Consider the following 26,849-nt stretch of genomic DNA (forward strand, 5'->3'; position numbering starts at 1 on the left):
TAATCTATTTTGCTTTTTCGGCAAATGTAGTGTTTACTAAATCTTTATAATCCGCTTTTTTATCCAATTGACCTGCTTCACTCATGATGTCCTGAAGTCTGTCAAAAGAATCTTTTGTTAGTACCGGAGTATCTTTCCAAGCATCTATGTCTTTATATCTGTCTATTACTTTGACCAGTGTTTCTTTATCGTTATCAGGGAAGAAATCTTTGATTTGGTCAGCTATTTCTTCACTGCTTGCAGTCTGAACGTAATCAAGTCCTTTTTGAACCGCATTTGTAAATTTCTGGATAAGTTCAGGGTTATCCTTTATGAAACTTTTCTTAGCATTGTAAACAGTATATGGGACTTCACCGCTTTCTTCTCCGATCGATTTAAGTACATAACCTTGTTTATTAGCTTCAACTTCCGTTGCGCTAGGTTCGAATAAAGCTACGTAATCTCCGGTACCTCCGACGAATGTACCTGCCATTGCAGCAAACTGAATAGAAGTATCCATTTTCACATCTTTTTTGAGGTCAAGACCGTTTTTCTTTAAAACATATTCAAGAGTCATTTCAGGTACACCGCCCGCTCTGCCTGCAATGATATGTTTGCCTTTTAAATCGGAATACTTAAATGATTTAGCATTATCTTTTCTTCCGACCAAGAAAGAACCGTCTCTTTTTGTTATTTGAGCAAAGTTCACGGGATAATCTTTTTCTCCGCCCTTTTGAACATAAATAGTTGCCTCAGGTCCGCAGAACCCGATATCGCTGTCTCCGCTTAAAACGGCTGCCGTAACTTTATCGGCACCTTGAGCGGTAGTAAGTTCGATATCTATTCCTTCATCTTTGAAGTAACCTTTATTTATTGCCGCATACTGCGGAGCGTAGAAAATAGAACGAGCGACTTCGCTCACCTTGACCTTTGTAAGGTCTTCACTTTTTCCGCAACCAACAAAACATGTAAGACACATCAGCGCACTAATAGCTAGTGCTATAAGTTTTTTCAATATATAATCCCTCCTAAAATTATTATTCACATTATAATATGTGAAATGACCTTCTTTGGTGAGCCCATGTAAAGTCTTTTATTGAAAATGTCATAAAAAAATAGTATTATATACATATGTCATTTTAAAGGAGCAAACATGGGGACGATCGTAAATATAATAGCGATACTAATTGGCAGCAGCATTGGTATGGCAGGTAAAAAAATAGTAGATGATAAAATTGAAGCAAGTATAAAAAATGTATTGGGGCTTTCTACTATTATAGTAGGTATTTTGGGAATTATTACTTCCAGCATAACAATAAATAAAAACGGTACGCTTCAGTCAAACAGCACACTCCTGCTGGTAATAAGCCTCGTTATAGGTACACTTGTCGGAGAGCTTTTGGATATAGACACAAAAATAACGAATGTGATAAAAAAATTTGAAGAAAAATTTTCCATAGGAGGATTTTCCGACGGATTTATTCCCGCTTCGGTTCTATTTTGTACGGGAGCGATGGCAATCGTGGGAGCATTAAACGACGGACTTCTCAACGACCCTACCATTTTATATACAAAATCCATACTGGACGGAGTGGTCGCAATTTTATTTACCGCTACCCTTGGGTTTGGAGTGTTTTTCTCAAGTGTGAGCGTGGGAGTTTATCAAGGTTCCATAACACTTCTCGGGATATATTTATCTCCTTATTTATCCGATGCTTTGGTAAATAACATATGTTTGGTGGGATATGCAATGGTAGTATCTATTGGGCTGGATCTGATGAAAATAAAAGAGATAAAGGTACTCAATATGCTCCCGGGACTTTTGGTACCTATAATATATGCTTTGATATTTTAAATAAAAAAGACCCTGACGGGTCTTTTTATTATAAATTTTTACACTATTTTAAAAGTCTTTGAACTTCGTCGAATTCATCTGTGATTTCTTTTTCAGGTTTTTCCGTAACAAGACTTACCACTACCATAAATACACAAGCCACAATAAAAGCGGGAAGGAGTTCGTAAATATTAAATGCTCCGCCCAGAGGTCTTACCAAGTATTTCCATACGAAAACCATTACTCCCCCGGATAACATGGAAGCCAAGGCTCCGTATTTATTACTTCTTCTCCAAAAGAGTGCGAAGAGTACGACAGGACCGAAAGCCGCACCGAACCCTGCCCAGGCAAAGGATACTATCCCGAATACCGAACTGTTAGGGTCTCGGGCTATAAACATCCCTATAAGTGCAATAATAACCAAACAGCTTCTTGCAACTATCATTCTCTTTTTATCATCAAGTTCTTTTCCGAAAAATCCGCCTATTATATTTTCCGAAACACTCGAAGACGCAGCAAGGAGCTGTGAATCCGCTGTTGACATGGTTGACGCGATGATACCCGAAAGCACTATACCAGCAAGGACCGCAAAGATAAACCCGTGTGTACTCAAATAATGGGAAATCTGTACGATCACTGTCTCGGAACTTGCTCCTTCAAGCATAGGTATTACACCTGCTTTTGACATACCGTAACCGATTATACCTATAAACACAGCAACTGCCATTGATATGACTACCCAAACCGAAGCTATCCTTCTTGACACTTTTAATTTTTGTTCGTCTTCGATAGCCATAAAACGAAGAAGTATATGAGGCATACCGAAATATCCAAGCCCCCACGCCAAAGTGGAAAATATACTTAAAAATCCGTATGGAGAAGATGCTCCGCTTGCCATATCATGTGTGGCGGACATGCTTAAATACCCGGGAAGAGCTTTTGCATTGTCTATTACTGCATCCATTCCCCCTGCGGCACCGATACCGAATACAAAAATAACGAGAAGTGCAACAGACATTATTATACTTTGAATAAAGTCAGTCGTACTTGCGGCAAGGAAACCTCCCAGTGCGGTATACAAAATGATTATTATCGCACTTACGACCATAGCCAAGGTATAATCCACTCCGAAAAGACTCGAAAACAGTTTACCGCATGCTGCAAATCCCGAACCTGTATAAGGGATAAAGAAAATGATGATGACCAAAGAAGCAAGAAGCATCAATAAGTTTTTGTTATCCCTGTATCTGTTGGAAAAGAAAGAAGGAAGTGTGAACGAATCCTTACATACCGCAGTATACACTCTTATCCTCTTTGCAACCAAAAGCCAGTTTACATATGTACCTATGGCAAGCCCTATAGCCGTCCACCCCGCATCGGCTATCCCCGAAATATAAGCAAGCCCGGGAATACCCATTAGTAAATAACTGCTCATATCCGAAGCTTCCGCACTCATTGCGGTCACAAAAGGTCCAAGCCTCCTGCCTCCCAGATAAAAATCATTGGCAGTTTCATTTTTCTTTGAAAACATCGCACCGATTATTATCATCCCTAACAGGTAAATGACGATTACCAGCAAAATGCCGATTTGATTTGATTCCATAACAATTTCTCCTTAATATATAACTATGATTTCATATAAATCCGTTGAATATAAAAATTAAGGTACTATATCTACTTATAGTACCTTAATAAATATTTTATATTAAATAGAGAAATTTGTCAAGATTACTGAATATTCAATCAATTTAAATCTTACTTATTTATATTTTTACGGGTATTTTAAAACCGACCCCTTAAAATACACCTTTATATAATATCTCAGAATGAATATTTTATAAATCCTCTCCTTTCAAATAAATATCATAATCCATATCCCTTTCCTTTAAATATATATTTTCCTTTGATATATCCTCTTTTTCGTTTTGGATATACTCCAAACTCCCTTTTTTCTTTTTCTTCCTTTTCTTATACATCATTACATATATTATCCCTAAGGTGATCCCTCCGATAATAACGACCTCGGAGTAACCTTTCAAATACGGGAGACAAGCTTCCCATGCTTCTCCCATTATACTACCTAGACCTATAAGTATACTGTTCCATATGAGAGTTCCTATCAAACTTAATATCAAAAAGGAAGAAAACTTCATCCTCGATATACCGGCAGGTATGGAAATAAGACTCCTAGCAACGGGTATGCACCTGCAAATAAGCACCGCTTTCTTTTCATATCTTAAAAACCACCTATAGCTTAAATCTATGTACTCAGGCTTTAAATGAAGTACTTTTCCGAACTTTCCCGAAAACAACTTCCTCAGTTTTTCTCTTTTTAAGATGTATCCCAAATAATATAAAATAACAGCTCCGAAGATAGCTCCGACGGTCGCTGAGAATATGACAAGTATCGGGTTCATTCCTGCCGTTGCAGTCAAATACCCTCCGAAAAGCAAAACAACTTCCGAAGGTATGGGAGGGAATATATTTTCTATGAGTATCAAAAACATTATACCGATATATCCGTAAACATTTATTATTCCTATCAAACTTTCTTCCAAGATTTCTCTCCTTTTTATATATACTTCCCAAATATATTTTATCTTCAAATTTTAAGTAATATGTTATAATATAAAGAAAACTCATTAGATACAAATTAAAAATATGTAAAATAAAGGTAAATAAATCATGACACTTCAACAGCTAAAATATATAATCGAAATAGTAAACTGCGGTTCCATAAACGAAGCCGCCGGAAGGCTTTTTATAACTCAGCCCAGCCTTTCAAAATCCGTAAAAGAACTTGAAAACGAACTTGGAATTGAAATATTCGTTCGCTCAAACAGAGGCATATCCCTCAGCGCAGACGGTGCGGAGTTCCTCGGATACGCAAGACAGGTCGTTGAGCAGTCCGAGCTTTTGGAACAAAGATACTTAAATAAGACTCCTTCAAAAAGGCTTTTTTCCGTTTCCACTCAGCATTATGCCTTTTCCGTAAATGCTTTCGTAAATCTCGTCAAAGAATTCGACCAGGACGAATACGAATTCGCCCTCAGAGAAACAAAGACCCACGAAATAATAGAGGACGTCAAAAACCTCAGAAGCGAAATCGGTGTCATATACCTAAATGACTTCAACGAAAAAGTCATCAATAAGATACTCAAAGACAACGAACTTACTTTTACTCATCTTTTCGACGCAAGACCTCATATATTTTTGAGTATAGATAACCCTCTTGCAAAGAAAAAGTCAATCAAAATAGAAGACTTGGAGCCGTATCCCAGAGTATCCTTTGAGCAGGGCACTTATAACTCTTTCTACTTTTCCGAAGAGATTTTAAGTACTCTCTCCCATAAGAAAAACCTGCTCGTAAGCGACAGAGCCACCCTCTCAAACCTTCTCATCGGGCTTCACGGATACACAATAACGACGGGTATACTAAGCGTTGAACTAAACGGCAGCAATCTGGTTTCCATACCTCTCGAAAGCGATGAAGTGATAAGGCTCGGATATATAAAGCACAAGAACGTGAGCCTCAGTATCCCCGCAAAGAAATATATAGAACAGCTTGAACATTATATAAAGGAATATAAATACTGATAAAATATCAATCGGTCTTTTAATTCACCGTAATGAGATGTATGAATATTTAAAATATCCTTATTTATAAGTATCAACTCTTCAAAATAACATATTATTATTTACTCTCTAAAATCAATAATTTCATTTTAATTAAAATAGTAAATATGACTTTAACTAAAAAATAAAGGCAAGTATTTACCTTTATTTTTATGATTTTATATTATATACGATTTATATTCTCACATTTTATTTGACACTAAAAAAAGACACATCAATATGTGTCTTTTAATATAAAAAACTTAATTATTCACCGAATCCGTTTTCGATTAATGCAGCTAATGTATCTACAGCTTCTTGTTCGTCAGCACCGTTAGCTCTGATTTCGATTTCTGTTCCTTGAGATAATCCGCCTGCCATAACACCCATGATTGATTTAGCGTTGATTTCGTTACCGTTCTTTACCAAAAGGATTTCAGATGCGAATTTAGCAGCTGTTTGAACGAATTGAGATGCTGGTCTTGCGTGAAGTCCTGTAGGATTTGTAATTGTTACATTTTTTGAATACATTATATAGTTCCTCCTAATTTTTATCTTTATCAATATTAACTCAATTATAACATAATCTTAATAAATTACTAGTATAATTTTAATAAAATATTATTTTTTTATGCTAATGCTTAACCCGTCGCCGATAGGCAGAACAGAGGTAGTAAGTTCACTGTCTTCGCTTATTGCATCTAAAAACATCCTAAGCCTCTTTACAATGGTTATCTTTCTTCTTATAAGAGGAGAACTTTTATCTATCATTCCTCTGAAGAGTACGTTATCGCATATCAAAAGCCCGCCGGGTCTCAGTATCCTCTTGCAGTCTCCCAGCATATGGATATAATGTCCTTTGTTGCCGTCCAAAAACACTGCGTCGTATAATTCATCTTCCCTTTTTAATACTTCCCCCGCATCGTCCATGATAAGGTTTATATTATCATCGTAACCGTACTTCTTTATGTTGTTTTTTGCTTCTGTATACCTTATCTCATCTCTTTCAACGGTCTTCACAAAGCTATCCTCACCCATTATATCGGCAAATACACAGGCAGAATAACCCACCGCCGCACCGACTTCAAAGAGCCTCTTTGCTCCGTGAGACTTTAATATTATTTCAATGAGCCTCTCTACATCTTCCGTTATTATAGGTATCCTGTTTTCTTTCGCTTCTTTTCTGAAACTCGATAAATGGCTTACTTCACTATTTAAGTGAAGCAAACCATTCAAATATTCTTTGGTTATTTCGTCTATCATTTTTAATCCCAGTTCCCGCTGTATTTTTGTATGTTTTTTTCATGCTGATCCAAAGTCTCCGCAAACGCACTGGCTCCCGTTCCGTCGTTCTTTGTACAGAAGTATATATATTTTGTCTTTTCCGGATATAACGCAGCCTTTAAAGCCGAGGCTCTGAAGTTCGATATAGGTCCCGCAGGAAGTCCCGTGTACTTATAAGTATTATAAGGAGAATCTATACTCTTCTGTGACTCCGTAAAGGAGAACTGATAATCCTTATATATATACTGAAGCGTAGCGCATGACTGTAACATCATACCTTTATCCAGTCTGTTATAAAATACTCCCGCAATTGTCGGAAGTTCGGAGTCCAAAATACCTTCCCTTTCCACTACGGACGCCATAGTCACTATTTCATCTATGGTCTTACCCATTTCTTTCGTCCTCTTTTTATACTCATCCGTATATTCCTGGTCGAACCTGTCTAACATCTTCGTTATTATATCCCTCGGTACGGCTTTTACATATACATTATACGTATCCGCAAATAAATATCCCTCGAGGATATACTCTCTGTCCTTAGGTACGCTGCTTAAGAAATCGTAATTTTTTCTGTAATAATCCGCATTGTCCTTTATTTCCTTTAGAAATTCCGCTTTGGTAAATATCCCTTTTTTCTCGAATTCGTTTCCTATCCTGTTAAGGTCAAGCCCCTCTTTTATTGTTATCGAGGTCGTCTTGCTTGTTCCGCCTTTAACCAGAGATTTAACTATTTCACTTGCGGGAAGCTTTTGAGAAAGGGAATAATATCCCGCTTTCAAATCGTTCGATTTCCCCGTCAATTTAACGTATATCTTGAATGCGGTCTCGTTCTTTATAAGGTTATTTTCCTTAAGTGCGTCTGTTATACCGCCTAGGGAAGAACCCTCTTCGATCAAAAATTCCTTCGTCTGTCCGTTATTTTTATCGACTGCTCCGAGCATTATATTATAAGTAAGTATCATACCCGCTATAACGACAACGACTGCCCCTCCTATTATCATGAACAATGTCTTCTTTTTATTGTTCCTTACCTTAAGCTTATTATCCTTGGGGCTTTTTTCTTCCTTTACTTTGGTCTTTTTTATGTTAGGTTTTTTTATACTCTTTTTAACTTTTACTGCTCTTTTCTTTTTCTCCATATGCCCTCTCCTTTTAACATATACTAAATTATATCTTGTATTATAAAATAACTCAACATTTTTAACCCTCTTTTAAGAAATTTATCATAATTTCGACAGCGTAAAACATAAAAAAGGGACATATGATTTTCCCATATATCCCTTTTAACATTACATGAAATATACTATCTCATCTTTTGCTTTAGGTGCTTTTCTTATATTTTCCAGATATAAAACAGGTACGTCCTCTCCGTACTCTGTACTGAATTCATACTCCATCCTCGCTTCCACGTCCACCCAGTCTTTCGTCTTAAAATTCAACTTCTTCATTTCATATCTGCAGTCATGCCCCAAGAACTGGATATCGTCCGCACAGCAAGTCATTGCAAATCTTCCCGGAACAAAAGTCTTTTTCGGAAGATTTGGGTCCAAGAATACCTGAGCTTTGAATTTGACTTTCTTCCCCGAGTAGTTTTCCGGGTGGTCAAGAGTATCTATGAACCATACCCCGTAGTCTTCGTCGGAAATATCTATCACATTTTTATTTACATCAAAAGGAAGGTCTTCTGTCGTTTCCTCTACGATGCTCCCGTCTTCCCTCTCGAAAACTATCTGAGCACCCATATTAAGTGCCTTTATGTTTCTTCTTAGCATTCCTCTGTTTACACTGTCATCGCACCTGTTGAATATGATAAGGCTCGACAGAGATATCTGTTCCATGAACATAGATCTCATATTCGTCAAATAAAGTTCAGCCGTCTTGGAATTTACAAGAGAATATATACTCGCAAGCTCCCAGTTCACAGGCGGCTTTGTATCTAAAAGCACGCTCATCTCCCATGTACCGTTGTACTCTATCACCACCTGCCTTGGATGATACAAGGCTTCGTAGTTCTTAAGGAGCGAAGGAGTGAATTTTTCTCTTCCCTCTACCACTACTTTCGTGATATTGGCCTCCGTCAAAAACTCTCTTTCGTATTCCTCTTCCCCCTCTTCGCAGAGTATCAAAAGAGTGGGCCCGCCCGCTTTAAATTCCGGGCTTAAAAACATGTTTTTGATAAGTGTCGTCTTTCCGCTTTCCAACAGTCCCGATATAACAAATACAGGAGTATTCATATCCTCACCTCTTAACTGAATATTTCTTCCAATTTATCTTTTTTAAGTTCGGTACCTATTACACAAACTTTTCCGGTATAATCCGCTTTTCTTTCCCTTATTTCGTATTCTCCCGGTACCAAATCGAATTCATACCATTTATCCTCTTCACCTTCCAAAACACCCTTGGCTCTTAGTACTACGCCGTACTTACTGCCGTCTGCAAGGACTTCGAGGATATCTTCCAAAGTATCCTTTTTAAATTTATGAACCGTCTCCATACCGAAACTGGTAAACACTTCCTCTGCATGGTGGTCGTGATGATGATGTTCGTGGTCTCCTCCGCACCCGCAGCTGCAGCTCCCGCCATGTTCATGATGGTGTTCATGTTCATGGTGATGTTCATGGTGTTCATGTCCGCATTCGAAGCCTTCACTGTGTTCGTGGTGGTGTTCGTGTTCGTGATGATGTTCGTGTTCGTGATGATGTTCGTGTTTGTGATGATGTTCGTGTCCGCATTCGCAGTTTTCCCCATGATTATGATTGTGTTCATGTTCGTGTCCGCACTCACAGCCTTCGCCATGTTCGTGATGGTGTTCATGTTTGTGATGATGTTCGTGTCCGCATTCGCAGCTTTCCCCATGATTATGATGGTGTTCATGTTCATGGTGGTGTTCATGTCGTGCTTTTAAAACTTCTTCCAAAAGTTCGTTTTCTTCATCGAATTTCGTTACCGCATTTAATACCGCGTCCGCTTCAAGCTCGTCCCAAGGTGTGGTTATGATATTCGCTTCCTTATTATGTTCCTTTAACGATTTAAGGCACTCTTCGATCTTTTCTTCTTTCATGTCCTGAGTCCTGCTCATCACTACCACATTTGCACTTTCCACCTGATTGTTGAAGAACTCTCCGAAATTCTTCATATACATCTTTGTTTTCTTTCCGTCCACTACGGTTATCTTGCTGTCAAGAACTATATCAAGCTCATCTTTCACGTTTAAAATAGCCTTTTCAACGTCGGAGAGCTTACCTACCCCCGACGGTTCTATGATTATCCTGTCGGGAGAAAACTTTTCGATTACTTCTTTTAAAGACTTGCTGAAATCCCCTACCAAAGAACAGCAGATACACCCCGAGTTCATCTCCGTTATCTCTATACCCGCATCCTTTAAGAAACCTCCGTCTATCCCGATTTCTCCGAATTCATTTTCTATCAATACGATTTTTTCGCCCTTAAATACTTCATTTACCAATTTTTTGATAAATGTCGTCTTTCCTGCCCCCAAAAATCCTGAAATGATATCTACGTTTGTCATATATACCCTTCTTTCGTTTAAAATATTATTATTTTATACCAATTCATATAAAATTTCAATATATCCAATGTTTTTAATATTTTACTGCGTTAGTTTTAACTAACATAGTATAACACCTTATGTAATCTTTTTCAATAAACTAATTAAAATAAAATTTTTTTCACGTTCTGCTTTATTATTTTAAGGATATATCGGTAAAACTTTATTATTATTTATTATATTAACATATTTTTTATTTTTACATATTATAATAATGTAAGTGATAAAATATAGTTCATTTACTAAATAAATACTTGCAATATACCTTACTTTATGATAGTATATATTTAGTAAATCAAAGACAGTCAAGGAGAAGGTTATGTTTTCAAATAAAGTAACATCCATAGGACAATCTCCCATAAGAGAATTTGCCCCGATTCAGGAAAAAAGAATAGAAGAAGGAACGAAGGTTTATCAGCTCAATATCGGACAGCCGGATATCGTGACTCCAAAGGAATTTTTCAGTGCGGTAAACAACTTCGACGAAAGTATACTTGCTTATACCAATTCAAAAGGTATACCCGAACTTTTGGAAGCTTTCGAAGATTATTATAAAGAAATCGGTACCGATTTAACCAAGGAAGATATGATAGTTACAAACGGCGGTAGCGAAGCTATTTCATTTGCCTTCCTCACCCTTTGCAACGAAGGCGACGAGATAATTGTATTCGAACCTTACTATACAAATTACAATATCTTTGCCACTCAGGCGGGAATAAACATGGTTTCCATAACCACAAAACCCGAAGAGAACTTCAGACTTCCGAAGAAGGAAGATATCGAAGCAAAAATCACCGATAAAACTAGAGCATTTTGTATCACAAACCCTTCAAACCCAACGGGAAGAGTATATACGAGAGACGAGATTGATTTACTTTGCGAAATAGCAAAAGAACATGACCTATTCATAGTAGTGGACGAAGTATACAGAGAATTCGTATACGACGGAGAATTCATAAGTTTTTCAAGCGTAAAAGGAATGGAAGACAGAGTGATAATAATCGACAGCATCTCAAAGAGATTTTCCGCATGCGGAGCAAGGATAGGACTTATCGCTTCAAAGAACGAAGAATTCATGGCTCACGTATTAAAGCTTGCTCAGGCAAGACTTTGCGCACCTTACCTAGACCAAGTGGGAGCAGCCGCAGTACTGAAAAACACGAGCAAGGATTACATAAACTCAGTGATCAAAGAATATAAAAACAGAAGAGACACCATATATAACAGGCTTAAGAAAATAAAGGGCGTACAGGTAAAGAAGCCTGCGGGAGCATTTTATATGATAGTAAAACTTCCCGTAGAAAACGCACACGAATTTTCAAAATGGCTGCTTGAAAAATACGACCATAAAGGCGAAACCGTTATGCTTTGTCCCGCAAGCGAGTTCTACGCAACAAAAGAACTTGGGATAGACGAAGTAAGACTTGCATACGTCTTAAAAGAAGAAGACCTAATAAAGGCGGTAAATATCCTCGATAAAGGGCTTTTTGCATATCAAAAAGCATTGGCGGAAGAAAAATCCGTAAGTATCAATAAAAAGCCGGGCGTGGTTTTAAACAAAGAACAGTACGCAATATAACAAGTTAGTTTTTCCTTATATATTTTGCCGAAACACCGTAAAATAAAGGAAAAAAATGCTTGCATTTAGTATATTAAAATGATATAATATCATTCGCGAGACTATAAAGTGGAGGTGTAGCAAGTGGCAAATATTAAATCTGCAAAGAAAAGAGCTATTACAAACGAAAAAAGCAGACTTAGAAATAAAGCTATTAAGACTAATTTAAAGACAGCTCAAAAAGAATTCGACCAAGCTATTTTATCTAATGACGTAGAAAAAGCTCAGGAAGCATGCAAAGTTGCAAGCAAGAAATTCGACATGGCTGCAAGCAAAGGTATCATTCACAAGAATGCTGCTGACAGAAAAAAAGCACAATTAGCTAAAAAAGTAAATGCTTTAGGTTAGTATGATCATATAGACTATTTAAGGCCTTCCTACGATTGGTAAGGTCTTTTTGTAGTATTAAGAGGAAATATTGATATGGTAGATAAAAAAGCACTCTCCAACGGAGTAGACATAGTAAAAGTAAAAAGGATAAAAAAAATCCTTATGGGCACACATAAAGATCTGTTCTTAAGGAAGATATTCAACAAAGAAGAGATATTTTATTTTGAACATAATAATTATAACCCCAAAAGCGTGTCGGGATATTTCGCCGCAAAAGAGGCTATAATGAAGACTCTCGGAAAAGGTATGGATAAACTCAGTTTCAAAGACATCACAATACTTAAAACGAGAGATAACAAACCTTATGTAAAGCTTTCCGGAAAAGCCGAAGATTACATGGAAAGCCTCGGTTTGACCGACTTTAAAATATCCATATCACACGAAGACGAATATGCGGTGGCATTCGTCATAGCGGTGTAGAAATGAAAAGAAATATAATACTTTGCTTGATTATAGTCATGCTTATATCTTTTTCGGGCTGTATAGATAAAAGTACAAATAGTAAAGAAGAGAAAACAAACATGAATGATAAAATAACGATCGAAAATATCCCCGACCCTTTCCTTGATTACGACAACGGATTAATGGAACAAATGGATAAAGAGGGCTACATTGAATTCGAAACTTTTGATGGATTTAAAGACTTCGTAAATAACAATAAAATAGATAATTCTTATCTCCATAAGTTCTCTGAGGATTATTTTAAAGATAACGACTTATTTATCACATTCAGGTTTACGTCTTCCTCTATCAAACACAGCATGGAAGGACCCGTAATAAATAAGGGCAGTATAGCCATAAAAATAAACGAAACACTGCCAAACGGGAAAATGACTATGGATTTGAAATTCAGAGGATATTTCATAAGTATCAATAAGGGATATTTAAAAGACAAAGAAGTAAACATCATATATACAAAAAAAGACACCCGCTAAGGTGTCTTTTTTATTTCTATACCATCTCCGGTTCCATAAGCTCCGGTATTTCTTTTAAGTTCATATTAGCCTGAGAAAGCATAAGTTTTATCCTGTTGAGCTGATTCACTTCGCTTGCTCCCGGGTCGTAATCGATAGCTACGATATTGCTCATAGGATACATCTCTCTTATTTTCTTTATTACTCCCTTACCAACGACATGGTTCGGAAGACAGCCGAAAGGCTGAGCACACACTATATTGTTCACTCCCGTCTTTATAAGTTCCAGTATCTCTCCCGTTAAGAACCAGCCCTCTCCGGTCTGATTACCTACCGAAACGACATCGCTTGCATAATAAGCGAGTTTATTTATTTCATTTGGAGAAGTAAAGTGAACACTCTTTGCACATGCGTCTTTATATGCTTTCCTATAAGTTTCAACGAAATTTATACCTATATTGGATATCCTTGCACTCATCTTCTTCATACCAAGCTTTTCCGATTTAAAGTTGTTGTTGTAGAAGCAGTACAATAAGAAGTCGAGTAAATCGGGCATTACTGCCTCCGCACCTTCTTTTTCAATCAAATCCACAAGGTGATTGTTTGCCCCGGGTAAGAATTTAACTAATATCTCTCCGACGATACCAACTTTTGGTTTTACTTCGTTGGTTATAGGAAGCTCGTCAAATTCTCTTATTATGTTCCTGATGTTTTCATTAAAGAGCTTTTTCGATGACCTAGGTCTTGACAGATCCTCTATACATTTCGCTTCCCATTTTCTGTGAAGCATATCGGCAGACCCCTTAACGACTTCGTAAGGTCTCATCCTATATAAAACTCTCATGAATAAATCTCCGTACACAACAGCCTGAAGTGCTTTATTGAGTAGCTTCGGAGTTATCTTAAATCCTTCGTTGGTTTCTATACCGTTGGCATTGAGTGATACTACGGGGATATGTCCCATTCCCGCATTCTCAAGAGCCCTACGTATAAAGCCGATGTAGTTTGTAGCCCTGCATCCTCCCCCTGTCTGAGTTATCATTATGGCAACTTTGTCCGTGTCGTATTTACCGGAGTTCAGTGCTTCCATGATTTGACCCACGACTATCAGTGAAGGATAACATGCGTCGTTGTTCACGTATTTAAGCCCTATATCCACGGCGTGCTTGCTGTCATCTTTAAGGGCTTCGTATTTATATCCGCATGAGTTAAGTGCGGCTTCAAACAGTGAAAAATGTATAGGAGACATCTGAGGAGAAAGGATAGTATATTCCTTCTTCATATCCTTCGTAAACTCTACTCTTTGGTAACTTGCTTTCTTTACTTTTCTCCTTACTTTCTTTTTATCTCTTATCTTAAGGGTAGCAAGAAGAGAACGTATCCTTATCCTTGCCGCACCGAGGTTGTTTACTTCGTCTATCTTAAGTACGGTATGTATCTTGCCCGCAGAAGAAAGTATATCTCTAACTCCGTCCACAGTTACGGCATCAAGCCCGCAGCCGAAGGAATTTAGCTGTACCAAATCTATATTGTCTTTTGTCTTTATAAAGTTTGCAGCTTTATAAAGCCTTGAATGATACATCCATTGATCCGTTACGATAAGCGGTCTTTCGACTTCAGCAAGATGAGATACACTGTCTTCGGTGAGAACTGCTATCCCGTATGAATTTATCATCTTATCTATTCCGTGATTTACTTCAGGGTCTATATGATAAGGTCTTCCCGCAAGAACGATACCTCTTTTTCCCGTTTCGTCAAGGTATTTTACGACTTCTTCGCCCTTCTTTGCTATCTTGTCTCTGACGCTCATGAGTTCAGCCCAAGCTTTATCCACCGCTTTTGAAACTTCGTTCTTATCCAAGTCAAAGCCGGTTTCTCCGCCTTTTGTGAATTCTCTTACGATACCCTCTTTGGCAGTCTCCTTATTCGTAAATGCTAAGAAAGGATTTAAGAATTTCACATCTTCCGTTTCGATTTCTTCTACGTTATTCTTTATGTTTTCCGCATAAGAAGTTACGATAGGACAGTTATAATGGTTCCCCGCGTCGGGTGTTTCGTTCCTTTCGTACGGTATACAAGGATAGAATATCGTCTTTATGCCTTTTCTGATAAGATATGTAACGTGCCCGTGAGTAAGCTTAGCAGGATAACATTCCGATTCGCTCGGTATAGACTCTATCCCGTATTCGTATATCTTCCTCGTAGAAACGGGAGAGAGTTCCACTCTGAACTTAAGTTCTTTAAAGAGTGTAGCCCAGAAAGGATAATTTTCAAACATGTTGAGGACTCTCGGTATCCCGATAACTCCGTTTACCGCTTCTTCTTCCCTTAAAGGCTCGTATCCGAAAGTTATCTCGTTCTTATAATCGAATAAGTTTATATCCTGAGACTTATCTTTATGTATTCCCGCTCCTCTTTCACATCTGTTCCCGGTTATGAATTTTCTCTTTCCTCCGTCGAAACTGTTTATTGTAAGATAGCAATTGTTTGTGCAACCCTTACATCTCGTCATCATTGTGGTATAAGTAAGCTTTTCTACCTTCTCCAGATCCAGCATAGTGCTTTCTTTACCCTCTTCGTATCTCTCTTTGGCAATAAGTGCCGCACCGAAAGCACCCATTATCCCCGCAATGTCGGGTCTTACCGCAGCGTGTCCGGAAATCTTTTCAAATGCCCTTAAAACCGCATCGTTATAGAAAGTCCCGCCCTGAACGACTACGTGTTTACCCAAATCATCGGGATTTGTAAGTTTTATTATCTTGTATAAAGCATTCTTTATTACGGAATAAGCAAGCCCCGCCGAAATATCGCTTACGGGAGCTCCTTCTTTCTGTGCTTGCTTTACGTTTGAGTTCATGAATACCGTACATCTCGTTCCGAGGTCGATAGGATTTTTTGCAAACAAAGCTTCCTTTGCAAAGTCCTCTACGCTGTAGCCGAGAGATTTGGCAAAAGTTTCTATGAATGAACCGCACCCCGAAGAACATGCTTCGTTAAGAAGTACGTTGTCTACGGAACCGTCTTTTATCTTGATACATTTCATATCCTGACCACCTATATCAAGTATACAGTCCACCTTAGGGTCAAAGAAAGACGCCGCATAATAGTGAGCTATGGTTTCTACTTCCCCCTCATCCAGCATGAATGCGGATTTTACCAAATCTTCTCCGTATCCCGTAGAACATGAATATACTATCTTCGCTTCCTTTGGAAGCCTTGAATATATATCTTTCAATGCCTTTACGGTCGTTTCCAAAACGGAACCGTTGTTGTTTGAATAGAAAGAATATAAAAGCTTCCCGTCCTCGGAACATAAAGCGAGCTTGGTCGTGGTGGAACCTGCGTCTATCCCGAGATAACAATTCCCCTTATAATCTTTTAAACTTCCTTTTTCAACAGTATGGACCGCATGTTCTTCAGAGAATTTCTTATAATCTTCACTGTCTTCAAAAAGACGTTCCATCCTCTTTATTTCGCTGTTCAGTTTTATCTTGCTGTCAAGCCTGTTTTTAAGCTGAGATAAAGTTATATTCCCATCTTCTTCTTCGCTGCTTAAAGCAGCACCGATAGCGGCAAACAAATGAGGATTCTTAGGAGAAATGACATTTTCTTCCTTTAAGCCAAGTGTCCTAATAAAAGCCTCTTTGAGCTCGCTCATAAAATAAAGAGGTCCGCCTAAAAAGGCTACATTCCCTCTTATGGGTTTACCGCATGCAAGACCGCTGATAGTCTGATTAACGACTGCCTGAAATATAGAAGCCGCCAAGTTTTCTCTCGTGGCTCCCTCGTTTATAAGGGGCTGGATATCGCTTTTTGCGAATACTCCGCACCTTGCCGCTATGGGATATATATTTTCATATCCCTTTGCCAGCTCGTTAAGTCCGTTTGCATCGGTCTTTAGTAAAGACGCCATTTGGTCTATGAACGAGCCCGTGCCTCCAGCACAGATGCCGTTCATCCTTTGTTCTATAGTTCCTTCAAAATATATTATCTTCGCATCTTCCCCGCCGATTTCTATAGCCACATCGGTGGTAGGATGAAATTTTCTAAGCACCGTAGAAACGGCAACAACTTCCTGCACGAAAGGTATATCCAGATATGATGAAAGACTTAAGCCTCCCGAACCTGTGATAACGGGGCATATCTTACAATCCCCGATTATTTCAAGGGCTTCTTTTATCATGGATAAAAGGGTGTCCTGAATGTTTGCGAAATGTCTTTCGTATTTAGAATAAAGTATATTATCTTCGGTATCCATAATGGCAACCTTAACGGTTGTCGAGCCGATATCAATACCAAGTTTATTAATTCTTTCCATTATATCCTCCAAAATAGTATCCTTTATTATAATTCTTTAAATTTTAAATAGCAATAAAAAAAGGCGAAAAACATCAATTTTCGACTTTTTTTGACATAGATTTACATAATTTTCCTACTAAAAAATATTGTCTTTGACATGAGCATACATGACCACGAACGTCTCCGTAGTACCGAATTGCTGAGCACCTTCAAGAAGTTCCGCAAGGTGAGTGGTACTGGTCACATAGGCTTTTATAATAAGAGAATACTGACCTGTTAAATAATAAAATTCGCTTATTTCGCTTGCACCGTTGGCAAACACCTTAAACTCTTCATATTTACTCGCAGGCATATCTATAGTTATGAATACTGTTATGCCCTGCCCCAATTTTTCTCTGTCTATAATAGCTTTGTAAGCTGTTATTATCCCTTTTTGCTCAAGCCTTTTAACTCTCTCCGCAACCGCAGGCGCCGAAAGATTAAGCTCGGTCGCAAGGTTTTTCATGGTTATTCTTCCGTCAACGTTTAATCTCTCTAATATTTTTTTATCTATCAAATCCATAATAAGAACTCCTGTAGTAATATGATGATACCTTAAAACCATATTACTACATTTGCTTAAAATAATAAACCTTTTTTTGGCATTTACTTTAAATTATAAATATTTTTTTAATACTTCAGCCTTATCCAGTTTTTCCCAAGGGAATTCGTTCCTGCCGAAGTGTCCGTAAGCGGCCGTTTTTCTGTAAATAGGTCTTCTGAGGTCAAGGTGTTCGATTATTCTTGTAGGTCTTAAATCAAAATTTTCATTTATTATTTCAACTATTTTTTCGTCGCTTAGCTTACTTGTCCCGTACGTATTTACATATATAGAAACAGGTCTTGCAACACCTATGGCATAAGCGACCTCTATTTCTATTTTATCGCAAATACCGCTTGCAACTATATTCTTTGCGATATACCTTGCCATATATGAAGCACTCCTGTCTACCTTTGTAGGGTCTTTACCGGAAAATGCTCCGCCGCCGTGTCTTGCGTATCCTCCGTATGTATCTACTATTATCTTTCTTCCCGTAAGTCCGCTGTCCCCCTGAGGTCCTCCGATAACAAATCTTCCCGTAGGATTTATAAAGTACTTTGTGTTCTCATCAAGCAGACTTTCGTCTATAACGGCTTTAACGACGTGATTTATCATATCTTCTTTTATGGTATCGAGAGATACTTTCTCATCATGCTGAGTAGATATAACTATGGTATCAACTCTTACAGGCTTATCCCCGTCATATTCAACGGTCACCTGAGTCTTACCGTCCGGTCTCAAATAATCGAGAGTGCCATCTTCTCTGACTTCGGTAAGCTTGAATGCAAGCTTGTTTGCAAGAGATATGGGAAGAGGCATGTATTCTTCGGTTTCATTGCAGGCAAAGCCGAACATTATCCCTTGGTCTCCCGCTCCGTTCTCTTCTTCAGTGCTGTCGTCTGAGTCCAAAGATTTATTTACCCCCATTGCGATATCGCTTGACTGCTCATCTATTGAGCTTATTATACCGCAGGTACTTCCGTCAAAGCCGTATTTTGCCCTTGTATATCCGATATCCTTTATGGTCTTACGAACTATCTTAGATATATCCACATAACCGCTTGTGGTTATCTCACCCATTACGAGTACAAGTCCCGTATTCACCGCACATTCACAGGCTACTCTCGCATATGGATCCTGTGCAATGATAGCGTCTAAAACGCTGTCGCTTATCTGGTCACATATCTTGTCCGGATGTCCCTTTGTTACAGACTCCGATGTAAAAAAATGTTTATTCATTACTATATCCTTTCCATGACCTTAAATAAAAAAATTTCTCATAGGTTCTCCCATGAGATTATCTTAATACTCATCATTCGGAAAAATCCCGTAGGTATTAGCACCGTACCTTTGCCGGTTGCCGGGTTTCATAGTGCCTATTCACTCCACCGCTCTAAATAAGGTCTATTTCATTGTAATTTACTCTAAAATATTAACATACTGTATACAGAAAAGCAAGATAATTGTCGATATATAATTCAATTATGTATGAGGTGAATACAGAAGCGTATAAGATACGTCTCGGGACACTACACCTGCCTTCGGCAGATTCCGCGCCCCTGCACAAAACCACATTTTAAATAAATCCAAGTATATAAATCCTGCATTTTTAAATTTACTTTTTAATCCACATTATTTTTAAACACTCGATATCGCATTTATCACTTTTAATTCCAATATATAATATAAAATAAAAAAGACCTATAAGGTCTTTTTTCGATTTAGATTTTATAATTATATTTTTATAACATTTGACCTTAAGTACAAAATCAAATAAGACAATGATAAATACACTTAAAACTTATTTATAGTCTTACATTCATCTACAGCCTTTTTGATATCTTCGATACTTCCTCCGCTCATTATAGTAACTGCGGCGGCAATACCTCCTTCGACTACAGGACCGTCTATCATAGTTACATCATTTTCCACCATATCTATAGCCATTTCAGTAGTCATTACAGCACTGCCGAGATCCATAAGGACGATAACACCCTCTCCGCTGTCTGCTTCACTTATACCATTCATTATCTTTTCAAGGTCAGTGCCTATACCCCCGTCGCAAAGTCCGCCCGCAGGGACTATATTTACGTCCTTTGCCATTTGAAGAGCTAACTCCCTAACTCCCTCAGCTATCTTTTCACTGTGTGATACTATTACCATTCCTAACATATTTTCATCTCCGTTACCGATTATTTTTTATCATTATATCATAAATAACCAAATGTTAAATAATTCTTATACATAATAACGGTAAATAAATAATATTTAAATAAAATACATTCTCCGTAATCAAATACATAATCAATATTAGATATATCTCTTTACAATAAATATTTAAAGAATGCCATATACATTATATACGAAAAGGACATTAATGATTTTTAACCTATAACATCATTATTTAAGGACCGATAAACCATAAATCCGCTGTCAAATAGTATTTCAACCTTGATCTATAAAATACCCCCAAAAAAAGAAGCCTTAGTACAGGCTCCTTTTTATATCTAATATCTATTACTTCTTTTTCCTATCTGTTTTCCTTTGCTTCTTCTCTGTTCATCATACATCCAACCGCTATCTGTACCACTGCTATAACTGCCATCACTACAGTGAACATATCAGCTATTACCATATTTCCGCTTAAGTCTTGTGTCAAGAAGAATACCGCTACACTTACTATCGCTAAAACGATGCCTGCTGCTGTCATGCTCATCTTGCCTTCTCTTCTCATTCCCTTAAGTCCCATTACCATTGCTGATATTATACTTAGTACTGCTAACAATATATTTACTAATGCAAAGCTTCCTGCGTTTGTTTGTTCAGCATTCGCAAGCGGTGTTTCGTTATCATTTATTGTTGTTGCTTCCCCTGCGTTCGCTCCGCTTGCTAACGGTGTTTGATTATCATTTATTGCTACGTTATTGTTTACTGCCGTATTATTATTTGCTGCCGCTGCCGGTTGTGCGTTTCCTGTGTTTGCTGCTGATGTTCCAACCGATGCTCCATCATTATTTCTTTCTACAGTTGTTGTCTTTACTGTTGTAGTCGTTGTAGTTACTACAACATCTTCGCCGTTTGTATTATTTTCATCGTCGGGTGTTATGAATTCTTCATCATCAGGTGCAGGTGTATTATTTTCATCTTTTGGTTCTTCAGGTACTACAGGTTCAGCCGCTTTCTTTGCTTCGAATACTGCCTTGTATGTTTCATTACTTCTTACTCTGTGTCCTTCTTCCGGAAGTCCTTCTTCCCAGTGTGAAAATTCATATCCTTCTTCCGCTACGGGTGTCGGAACTTTTACTACGTTCTTGAATTCGCTTCCTTTATTGATGTCTTCAAATGCAGTTTGTCCTTCTAATTTTCCGTTTTCTCCTGCTTCGAAGTTTACTGAGTATTTTATCGTATAATAAGGTGTAACCAATATCCTGATATTTTGTCCTTCATCGAATGTTGTATATCCGAAACCTTTTCCTTCGCCTTCTGTACTGTAGTTTACTTTTGCTTCAAAAGTACCGTCATATCTTTCGCTTCTTACAGATACGATAGTTCCTGCAGGGAATGTAACTTTCTTTCCGTTTAATGTTCCTACTGCGTCATTCAATAATGTCATCGTTACATCAAACATATATTTGTTTGTTTCTCTGTCTTTATAAAATGCTCCGAAACCTGTTATCCTGTTCTTTTCTTCGGTGTATGTCTTTGCGTCCGCAGGTCCTTTGTTGAAGCTGTATACATCGAAGTATTCTTTGTCCATCACATAAGTGATAGTACAAGGTTCGCTGGTTTCTTTTGCTTCTTTTACGCTTTTTGTACCTTTAACTGCTTTTACTTCTTTTTTTACTTCTTCTTTAGAAGCTTCTTTTTCTTCGCTCTTTGCTTCTTCTTTTACTTCTGCCTTTTCTTCTTCAGCTTCGGTTTTTTCTTCTTCTTTAGCTTCTGTTGTTTCGGCTTTTTCTTCAGTAGCTTCTTCTTTTACTTCTTTAGCTGTCTTATCCATAACTTCTTCGCTTACTTTAGATGTTTCTTCTATTATTTCTTCCGCTGCGAATATAGGTCCGGCACACTGCAGTACAAGTAACACGCTTATCATTATCGCTACTAAACTTTTCATTCCTTTTCTCTTTTTCATATCTACACCTCAACGTTTTTCTTTCTCTTTATGTTACCAGTATATGACACTACAGTTACTCACCGGTTACATTTTCATCTCTAAGTTACTTTTTTGGGAAATATTTTAAAAAGTTACTTGTTTTTATAACTATTTAGATACTTTTATATTTGTTTTTATGGTTTTCATGTTATTTTTATAACTGTTACACAGGAATTTTCATCTTTATCATTTATTTGGATTAAACAATAAAATAAAACATCAAAATACTGCAAAATTGAGATAATAAAATAATAAAACAAACTGATTTTATTAATTAGATATAAAAATATATTATTTACTGAGTTAGATTAAAAAAGAGAAATTAATTTTTTAAGAAAATGATTGGGACAAAACCCTATAATAAAAAATAAAAATCGCAAATAAAAAAGCCCTCATAGAAACCTATGAGGGGCCTTATTTTATATAATATCATTTATACATTCCATCATATAAGTGAAAGAAGTGGCTCCCGGGTCCTGATGACCTATACTTCTGTCCCCTATATAAGAGGCTCTTCCCTTCGTAGCTTTAATGGTCTTTGTATATTCCACTCCGTCCATTGAAGCCTGCAAAGCCTTTTTAATAGCGGATTTGGCTCCGTCACAAAGTCCTTCTTTAAAGGCATCGTAAGCATGTATCATGGCGTCAAGCATGGTCTTTTCACCAGCTTCCGATTTTCCTCTCATCTTAACTCCGTTTATGGCTTCTTCCATCATCTTGATAAAATCTTCGCCGTTTATTTCTTCTTTGCCTCCCACTGCCATTCCCGCTTTCATGAAAGCCGTTCCGTACAAAGGTCCAGCGGCTCCGCCGACTGTAGATACAAGGGTCATTCCGACTGTTTTCAGTATAGTCCCGCAGTCTTTATCTTCGACGGTTTGAAGTTTTTCTTTTACCGCCGAAAAACCTCTTGCCATATTTATCCCGTGGTCGCCGTCCGCTATGGCACTGTCCAAATCCGTCAAATAATCTTTATTTTCTTCTATCTTATCCGCTATATCATTTATAAGTTCTATTAATTTTTCTTTTGTCATACAACTCTCCTTATAATGCCTTGAAGCCTACGGTATCCGCTTTTGCATCCAGTAATGTCTTGAGTTCCTCATCAAGTTTAAGTAAGCTTATGGAAAATCCCGCCATTTCGATTGAAGTCATGTAATGTCCAACTAAACTCTTATATACTTTTATTCCTTTTTCTTTTAATATATCAGATACTTTATTTCCTACTATATATAGTTCCATTAAAGGAGTAGCTCCAGAGTCGTTTATCATTACCGCTACTTCGCTTCCTTCAAAGTCTATATCCTTTAATATACACTCAAGCAAATGAGATGTGATTTCGTCCGCCGTTGTAAGTTTTTCTTTATGTGTACCTGGTTCTCCGTGAATACCTATACCAACTTCCATTTCATCGTCGTTTATTTCAAAGCCCGGTTTTCCCGCCGCAGGAACGGTACATGGAGATATGGCAACGCCCATTGTCCTCACGTTCGCGATTACTTTTTCTGCAACTTCTTTTACTTCTTTTAAACTTCTGCCCTCTTCTGCGGCAGCTCCCGCGATTTTATGTACGAATACGGTTCCCGCAACGCCTCTTCTTCCTGTTGTATACAGGCTGTCTTTTACCGCAACATCGTCGTTTACCACTACTTGTTCCACTTCTATACCTTCCATTGACGCCATTTCAGCCGCCATATCGAAGTTCATTATATCCCCGGTATAGTTCTTTATCACAAGTAAAGTCCCCTTGCCGTCGTCCACCGCTTTTACGGCTTCGTAAATCTGGTCGGGTGTAGGAGAAGTAAACACAGGTCCCGCAACCGCTCCGTCAAGCATACCGTAACCTACATATCCAGCATGAGCAGGTTCATGTCCGCTTCCGCCTCCGCTTATCAAAGCGACTTTATCTTTCTTTTTTTCGCTCCTTACTATCACATCGAGACCATCGAGTCTCCTTACATATTCCGGGTGCATTTTTGCTATCCCGTCTAACATCTCGTTTTCTACGTTTTCGGGTTTATTAATAAATTTTTTCATAAGAAACCTCCTTTTTTATCAGTATATCATACCTTATAAATTTTCTCAAAATATGTAAAGATTTTTTATTAAAATAATATAAAAAAGAGCGTATACCGCTCCTTTCCGTTATTTATATCGTTTACTTATGCTATTATCACTTTAACGCCCTTTTCTTCATAGGCTTTCTTATCTTCTTCGTCCATTTCATTGGTTATTATGTAGTCAAAATCCTCTACTTCCGCAAATTTAACAAGCATTTTCTGTTTTAGCTTTGATGAGTCCATGACCGCCGCAACCTTATCCGCATTCCTTATCATAGCTTGTTTTACAGGCATTTCAGTAAAAGATTTCACGCTGGCTCCGTATTCAATATCCATACCGTCGAGACCTATGAACGCAAAGTCGGCATGGGTGTTTTCAAACAGAGCTTCCGATGTTGGACCAAGAAGGGAAAATACGGATTTTTCGATATATCCTCCCGCCACCAAAACCTTTGCCTTTGAGTCAAGGGCAAGTTTGTACGCTATTTTTACATCGTTTGTTATTACCATTACTTCTTTATCCAAAATATTAGGCACGACATGATAAGGAGTGGAACCGCTGTCTATTATTACGGTGTTTCCTTCTTCGACGAGCTTAGCCGCAGCTTTTCCTATTCTTTCTTTTTCTTCTCTGAACGTCTTGTCCTTTTGATAATGTGGAGTTTCCGTAGAAAGGATACTTTCAACGGAAGTAGCCCCTCCGTGAGTCTTCAATACCTTTCCCATCTTTGCAAGCTCTATCAAATCTTTTCTTATCGTCACATTCGAAACATCAAGCATTTCGGACAATTCTTTTACGCTTGCTTCCTTTTTTTCATATACATACTGCAAAATCGCTTCTTGTCTTTGTTCTTTGTACATATTTTCCTCCACAACTAAAAAATAAAATCTTTATAAACCTTTACATTTATAAATGTAACAAAATTAAAACTACTTGTCAATCATAAATCTTCATTTAGTTATTTTTTCTAATCAAAAAGAACATATCTTTCTTTTGTTTAGAAATGATATGTTCCTTAGATTTAATATAATTTAGGCTCCTCTTTTATCAGTTTTTCGAATTTTTCTTTTTCTGAATTGGCTTCATCCATATACTCCAAGTATAAAACTTCTTTTTTTTACACTCCTGTCATATCCGAATAAATTTGTTCATCTTTTAATTGATTGGACTAACTTTTTAATTCCCTTTTTCATCTTACTTCTATAAGTCGACGCTGCCCTATACTCATCTGTAGCCTCGTCACATTTAATATAATAACCGGAAGGAAGTGACTCTAAACTTTCATTTGCTAATTTAGATAATTCACTTTTTGTTATTTTATTTGATGCATATAATTCAAACCCTTTACTCATATTCTTATTGATTTCATTCAACTTTAATACAAAAGTACTATAACTTTCCCGTTCTTTTTCTCTTGTTTTCATAATCTCACTTTGATGTTCTTTGAGAATTTCATCAATTAAAGTATTAAGCTTTTTTACACCCTCATCTCCAAGAGTGTGTTTTAATGAAGCACCATAATCTAATTCATATAAAGCTTCTCCATATTCTTTGGTGGCAACATAATACTCACTGCATGCAATATAATAATTAAGTTAATCATAAAATCTGCGTTTTTTCAGCTCATCCTTTGCTTTATCATACTTTTGTTCACTTATGTATTCTCTGACTTTTATAAGCTGCTTTTCTTCACCCGAACCGTTACCGTCATTACCGCAGCCCGATACCAAAACAAGTAAAAACATCAATGACAATAATGAAAATAATACTTTTTTCTTCATGATTTACCCTCTTTCGTATAATAAGATTTTATACTACCAATATATATCAATATTTAATCCCGGTCAAGAAAAAAGCTCCCTTAAAAAAAGAGAGCTTCCAAAAGTATTTTAAGACCTATAAGGATAAGTATAACTCCTCCGAATATCTCGGCTTTTTCTTTATACTTGCTTCCGAATATATTTCCTATTATCACTCCTATAAAAGAAATCACAAAAGTTATCACCCCTATTAAGAGTACCGATGAAAAGATGGATACATCTAAAAATGCGAAAGTGACCCCAACAGCCAGAGCGTCTATACTCGTCGCTATAGCTAAAAGGAACAATTCTTTTATATCTATACCCGAACCGCAGGTTTCGCATTCGCTGTCTTCGCTTAACGCTTCATATATCATCTTCCCGCCTATAAATGCAAGGAGTATAAAAGTTATCCAGTGGTCTACGGTCGTTATATATGTACTGAACTGTCTTCCGAGGAAGAAACCTATAAGAGGCATCACAGCCTGAAACACCCCGAAAAACAGTGCCGTTATAATCCCGTAAACGTAGTTTATTTTTCTCATGTTAAGACCTTTGCATATGGATACCGCAAAAGCGTCCATAGCAAGACCTATACCGATCAACGATAATTCTAATATCCCCATAATATCTCCTAAACAAAGTATTCCAATTATAAAACAAAAGGTATTATTTATCAATTATTTTCTTCATATAGTTTGCTATAAAATAAATTTTAATATATAATTTAGACTATGCTAAAAGTAAGGAGAAAA

25 protein-coding genes and 1 riboswitch are annotated in these 26,849 nt (G+C 37.3%); of the genes, 6 read left to right on the forward strand and 19 right to left on the reverse strand.

The features are described from left to right. Window positions 1-4: 4 nt before the first annotated feature. Window positions 5-994, reverse strand: coding sequence for an ABC transporter substrate-binding protein (locus ANASTE_RS05240; RefSeq protein ID WP_039945172.1), 990 nt, complete (start codon window positions 992-994; stop codon window positions 5-7). Window positions 995-1,132: 138 nt separating this feature from the next. On the opposite strand from ANASTE_RS05240, the gene ANASTE_RS05245 reads away from it, so the two are divergent. Next, window positions 1,133-1,834: a DUF554 domain-containing protein gene (locus ANASTE_RS05245; protein WP_007049930.1), complete on the forward strand. Its 702-nt coding sequence runs from the start codon at window positions 1,133-1,135 to the stop codon at window positions 1,832-1,834. Between the two features lie 43 nt (window positions 1,835-1,877). Here the strand turns inward: ANASTE_RS05245 and ANASTE_RS05250 are convergent, their stop codons facing one another. Both ANASTE_RS05250 and ANASTE_RS05255 read right to left on the reverse strand, forming a co-directional pair. Beyond that, the gene (locus ANASTE_RS05250; RefSeq protein ID WP_007049931.1) at window positions 1,878-3,416 is read right to left on the reverse strand and encodes a sodium/proline symporter; all 1,539 of its coding nucleotides are present in this window, start codon (window positions 3,414-3,416) and stop codon (window positions 1,878-1,880) included. A 232-nt stretch (window positions 3,417-3,648) separates the two neighbouring features. Then, entirely contained in the window at window positions 3,649-4,371 is a 723-nt protein-coding gene (locus ANASTE_RS05255; protein ID WP_052294596.1) for a DedA family protein, read from the reverse strand. Window positions 4,372-4,498: 127 nt separating this feature from the next. Here ANASTE_RS05255 and ANASTE_RS05260 point away from each other — a divergent pair, with 127 nt between their 5' ends. Then, the gene (locus ANASTE_RS05260) at window positions 4,499-5,410 is read left to right on the forward strand and encodes a LysR family transcriptional regulator (RefSeq protein ID WP_007049933.1); all 912 of its coding nucleotides are present in this window, start codon (window positions 4,499-4,501) and stop codon (window positions 5,408-5,410) included. A gap of 285 nt (window positions 5,411-5,695) precedes the next feature. On the opposite strand, the gene ANASTE_RS05265 is transcribed toward ANASTE_RS05260, so the two are convergent. From ANASTE_RS05265 to ANASTE_RS05285, 5 genes are all read right to left on the reverse strand, one after another. Next, window positions 5,696-5,959, reverse strand: a complete 264-nt coding sequence (locus tag ANASTE_RS05265; RefSeq protein ID WP_007049934.1) for an HPr family phosphocarrier protein — start codon at window positions 5,957-5,959, stop codon at window positions 5,696-5,698. 90 nt (window positions 5,960-6,049) lie between these two features. Continuing rightward, window positions 6,050-6,691: an O-methyltransferase gene (locus ANASTE_RS05270; RefSeq protein ID WP_007049935.1), complete on the reverse strand. Its 642-nt coding sequence runs from the start codon at window positions 6,689-6,691 to the stop codon at window positions 6,050-6,052. A gap of 2 nt (window positions 6,692-6,693) precedes the next feature. Beyond that, a complete protein-coding gene (gene mltG, locus ANASTE_RS05275; protein ID WP_007049936.1) occupies window positions 6,694-7,851 on the reverse strand; it encodes an endolytic transglycosylase MltG in 1,158 nt (385 codons plus the stop codon). A 150-nt stretch (window positions 7,852-8,001) separates the two neighbouring features. Then, a complete protein-coding gene (locus ANASTE_RS05280) occupies window positions 8,002-8,946 on the reverse strand; it encodes a TIGR03943 family putative permease subunit (RefSeq protein ID WP_007049937.1) in 945 nt (314 codons plus the stop codon). Between the two features lie 11 nt (window positions 8,947-8,957). Continuing rightward, window positions 8,958-10,241: a CobW family GTP-binding protein gene (locus tag ANASTE_RS05285; protein ID WP_007049938.1), complete on the reverse strand. Its 1,284-nt coding sequence runs from the start codon at window positions 10,239-10,241 to the stop codon at window positions 8,958-8,960. A 358-nt stretch (window positions 10,242-10,599) separates the two neighbouring features. On the opposite strand from ANASTE_RS05285, the gene ANASTE_RS05290 reads away from it, so the two are divergent. From ANASTE_RS05290 to ANASTE_RS05305, 4 genes are all read left to right on the forward strand, one after another. Next, complete coding sequence (locus ANASTE_RS05290) at window positions 10,600-11,859, forward strand: pyridoxal phosphate-dependent aminotransferase (protein ID WP_007049941.1); 1,260 nt, start codon at window positions 10,600-10,602, stop codon at window positions 11,857-11,859. 123 nt (window positions 11,860-11,982) lie between these two features. Then, entirely contained in the window at window positions 11,983-12,246 is a 264-nt protein-coding gene (gene rpsT / locus ANASTE_RS05295) for a 30S ribosomal protein S20 (RefSeq protein WP_007049942.1), read from the forward strand. 75 nt (window positions 12,247-12,321) lie between these two features. Then, window positions 12,322-12,708, forward strand: a complete 387-nt coding sequence (acpS, locus tag ANASTE_RS05300; RefSeq protein ID WP_007049943.1) for a holo-ACP synthase — start codon at window positions 12,322-12,324, stop codon at window positions 12,706-12,708. Window positions 12,709-12,710: 2 nt separating this feature from the next. Then, entirely contained in the window at window positions 12,711-13,223 is a 513-nt protein-coding gene (locus tag ANASTE_RS05305; protein WP_007049944.1) for a hypothetical protein, read from the forward strand. Between the two features lie 16 nt (window positions 13,224-13,239). On the opposite strand, the gene ANASTE_RS05310 is transcribed toward ANASTE_RS05305, so the two are convergent. The 11 genes from ANASTE_RS05310 to ANASTE_RS05360 form a co-directional block, all read right to left on the reverse strand. Continuing rightward, window positions 13,240-17,520 carry a 2-hydroxyacyl-CoA dehydratase gene (locus ANASTE_RS05310; protein WP_007049945.1) on the reverse strand — a complete coding sequence of 1,427 codons (4,281 nt, stop codon included), beginning with the start codon at window positions 17,518-17,520 and terminating at the stop codon, window positions 13,240-13,242. A 117-nt stretch (window positions 17,521-17,637) separates the two neighbouring features. Next, window positions 17,638-18,063, reverse strand: a complete 426-nt coding sequence (locus ANASTE_RS05315) for an Lrp/AsnC family transcriptional regulator (protein WP_039945175.1) — start codon at window positions 18,061-18,063, stop codon at window positions 17,638-17,640. A gap of 93 nt (window positions 18,064-18,156) precedes the next feature. Then, window positions 18,157-19,320: a methionine adenosyltransferase gene (metK, locus tag ANASTE_RS05320; protein WP_007049947.1), complete on the reverse strand. Its 1,164-nt coding sequence runs from the start codon at window positions 19,318-19,320 to the stop codon at window positions 18,157-18,159. Between the two features lie 67 nt (window positions 19,321-19,387). Then, window positions 19,388-19,485: riboswitch (SAM riboswitch) on the reverse strand. 390 nt (window positions 19,486-19,875) lie between these two features. Continuing rightward, the gene (gene dhaM / locus ANASTE_RS05325; RefSeq protein ID WP_007049948.1) at window positions 19,876-20,253 is read right to left on the reverse strand and encodes a dihydroxyacetone kinase phosphoryl donor subunit DhaM; all 378 of its coding nucleotides are present in this window, start codon (window positions 20,251-20,253) and stop codon (window positions 19,876-19,878) included. Window positions 20,254-20,611: 358 nt separating this feature from the next. Then, a complete protein-coding gene (locus tag ANASTE_RS11945; protein WP_148344967.1) occupies window positions 20,612-22,195 on the reverse strand; it encodes an FILTED domain-containing surface protein in 1,584 nt (527 codons plus the stop codon). Window positions 22,196-22,653: 458 nt separating this feature from the next. After that, a complete protein-coding gene (gene dhaL, locus ANASTE_RS05335) occupies window positions 22,654-23,268 on the reverse strand; it encodes a dihydroxyacetone kinase subunit DhaL (protein ID WP_007049950.1) in 615 nt (204 codons plus the stop codon). Between the two features lie 10 nt (window positions 23,269-23,278). Further along, window positions 23,279-24,271 carry a dihydroxyacetone kinase subunit DhaK gene (dhaK, locus tag ANASTE_RS05340; protein ID WP_007049951.1) on the reverse strand — a complete coding sequence of 331 codons (993 nt, stop codon included), beginning with the start codon at window positions 24,269-24,271 and terminating at the stop codon, window positions 23,279-23,281. 125 nt (window positions 24,272-24,396) lie between these two features. Next, complete coding sequence (locus ANASTE_RS05345; protein ID WP_039945177.1) at window positions 24,397-25,155, reverse strand: DeoR/GlpR family DNA-binding transcription regulator; 759 nt, start codon at window positions 25,153-25,155, stop codon at window positions 24,397-24,399. 288 nt (window positions 25,156-25,443) lie between these two features. Continuing rightward, window positions 25,444-25,719, reverse strand: a complete 276-nt coding sequence (locus ANASTE_RS05350) for a hypothetical protein (protein WP_007049953.1) — start codon at window positions 25,717-25,719, stop codon at window positions 25,444-25,446. A 171-nt stretch (window positions 25,720-25,890) separates the two neighbouring features. Next, a complete protein-coding gene (locus tag ANASTE_RS05355) occupies window positions 25,891-26,076 on the reverse strand; it encodes a hypothetical protein (protein ID WP_007049954.1) in 186 nt (61 codons plus the stop codon). 80 nt (window positions 26,077-26,156) lie between these two features. Continuing rightward, window positions 26,157-26,720 (reverse strand): manganese efflux pump MntP, encoded by a 564-nt coding sequence (locus ANASTE_RS05360; RefSeq protein ID WP_007049955.1) that lies wholly within the window; start codon window positions 26,718-26,720, stop codon window positions 26,157-26,159. Window positions 26,721-26,849 lie beyond the last annotated feature (129 nt).

The sequence above is a fragment of the Anaerofustis stercorihominis DSM 17244 genome (genome assembly GCF_000154825.1).
Classification (GTDB): Bacteria; Bacillota; Clostridia; order Eubacteriales; family Anaerofustaceae; genus Anaerofustis; species Anaerofustis stercorihominis.

Bases quoted from the DNA above. Each gene is read 5' to 3' on its own strand.
- dhaL (WP_007049950.1), bottom strand. From the start codon at position 23,268: ATGACAAAAGAAAAATTAATAGAACTTATAAATGATATAGCGGATAAG.
- ANASTE_RS05315 (WP_039945175.1), bottom strand. From the start codon at position 18,063: ATGGATTTGATAGATAAAAAAATATTAGAGAGATTAAACGTTGACGGA.
- ANASTE_RS11945 (WP_148344967.1), bottom strand. From the start codon at position 22,195: ATGAAAAGTTTAGTAGCGATAATGATAAGCGTGTTACTTGTACTGCAG.
- ANASTE_RS05260 (WP_007049933.1), top strand. From the start codon at position 4,499: ATGACACTTCAACAGCTAAAATATATAATCGAAATAGTAAACTGCGGT.
- mltG (WP_007049936.1), bottom strand. From the start codon at position 7,851: ATGGAGAAAAAGAAAAGAGCAGTAAAAGTTAAAAAGAGTATAAAAAAA.
- ANASTE_RS05350 (WP_007049953.1), bottom strand. From the start codon at position 25,719: ATGAAAACAAGAGAAAAAGAACGGGAAAGTTATAGTACTTTTGTATTA.
- acpS (WP_007049943.1), top strand. From the start codon at position 12,322: ATGGTAGATAAAAAAGCACTCTCCAACGGAGTAGACATAGTAAAAGTA.
- ANASTE_RS05250 (WP_007049931.1), bottom strand. From the start codon at position 3,416: ATGGAATCAAATCAAATCGGCATTTTGCTGGTAATCGTCATTTACCTG.
- ANASTE_RS05270 (WP_007049935.1), bottom strand. From the start codon at position 6,691: ATGATAGACGAAATAACCAAAGAATATTTGAATGGTTTGCTTCACTTA.
- ANASTE_RS05345 (WP_039945177.1), bottom strand. From the start codon at position 25,155: ATGTACAAAGAACAAAGACAAGAAGCGATTTTGCAGTATGTATATGAA.
- dhaK (WP_007049951.1), bottom strand. From the start codon at position 24,271: ATGAAAAAATTTATTAATAAACCCGAAAACGTAGAAAACGAGATGTTA.
- ANASTE_RS05280 (WP_007049937.1), bottom strand. From the start codon at position 8,946: ATGAATACTCCTGTATTTGTTATATCGGGACTGTTGGAAAGCGGAAAG.
- dhaM (WP_007049948.1), bottom strand. From the start codon at position 20,253: ATGTTAGGAATGGTAATAGTATCACACAGTGAAAAGATAGCTGAGGGA.
- ANASTE_RS05355 (WP_007049954.1), bottom strand. From the start codon at position 26,076: ATGAAGAAAAAAGTATTATTTTCATTATTGTCATTGATGTTTTTACTT.
- ANASTE_RS05245 (WP_007049930.1), top strand. From the start codon at position 1,133: ATGGGGACGATCGTAAATATAATAGCGATACTAATTGGCAGCAGCATT.
- ANASTE_RS05285 (WP_007049938.1), bottom strand. From the start codon at position 10,241: ATGACAAACGTAGATATCATTTCAGGATTTTTGGGGGCAGGAAAGACG.
- metK (WP_007049947.1), bottom strand. From the start codon at position 19,320: ATGAATAAACATTTTTTTACATCGGAGTCTGTAACAAAGGGACATCCG.
- ANASTE_RS05310 (WP_007049945.1), bottom strand. From the start codon at position 17,520: ATGGAAAGAATTAATAAACTTGGTATTGATATCGGCTCGACAACCGTT.
- ANASTE_RS05305 (WP_007049944.1), top strand. From the start codon at position 12,711: ATGAAAAGAAATATAATACTTTGCTTGATTATAGTCATGCTTATATCT.
- ANASTE_RS05290 (WP_007049941.1), top strand. From the start codon at position 10,600: ATGTTTTCAAATAAAGTAACATCCATAGGACAATCTCCCATAAGAGAA.
- ANASTE_RS05265 (WP_007049934.1), bottom strand. From the start codon at position 5,959: ATGTATTCAAAAAATGTAACAATTACAAATCCTACAGGACTTCACGCA.
- ANASTE_RS05360 (WP_007049955.1), bottom strand. From the start codon at position 26,720: ATGGGGATATTAGAATTATCGTTGATCGGTATAGGTCTTGCTATGGAC.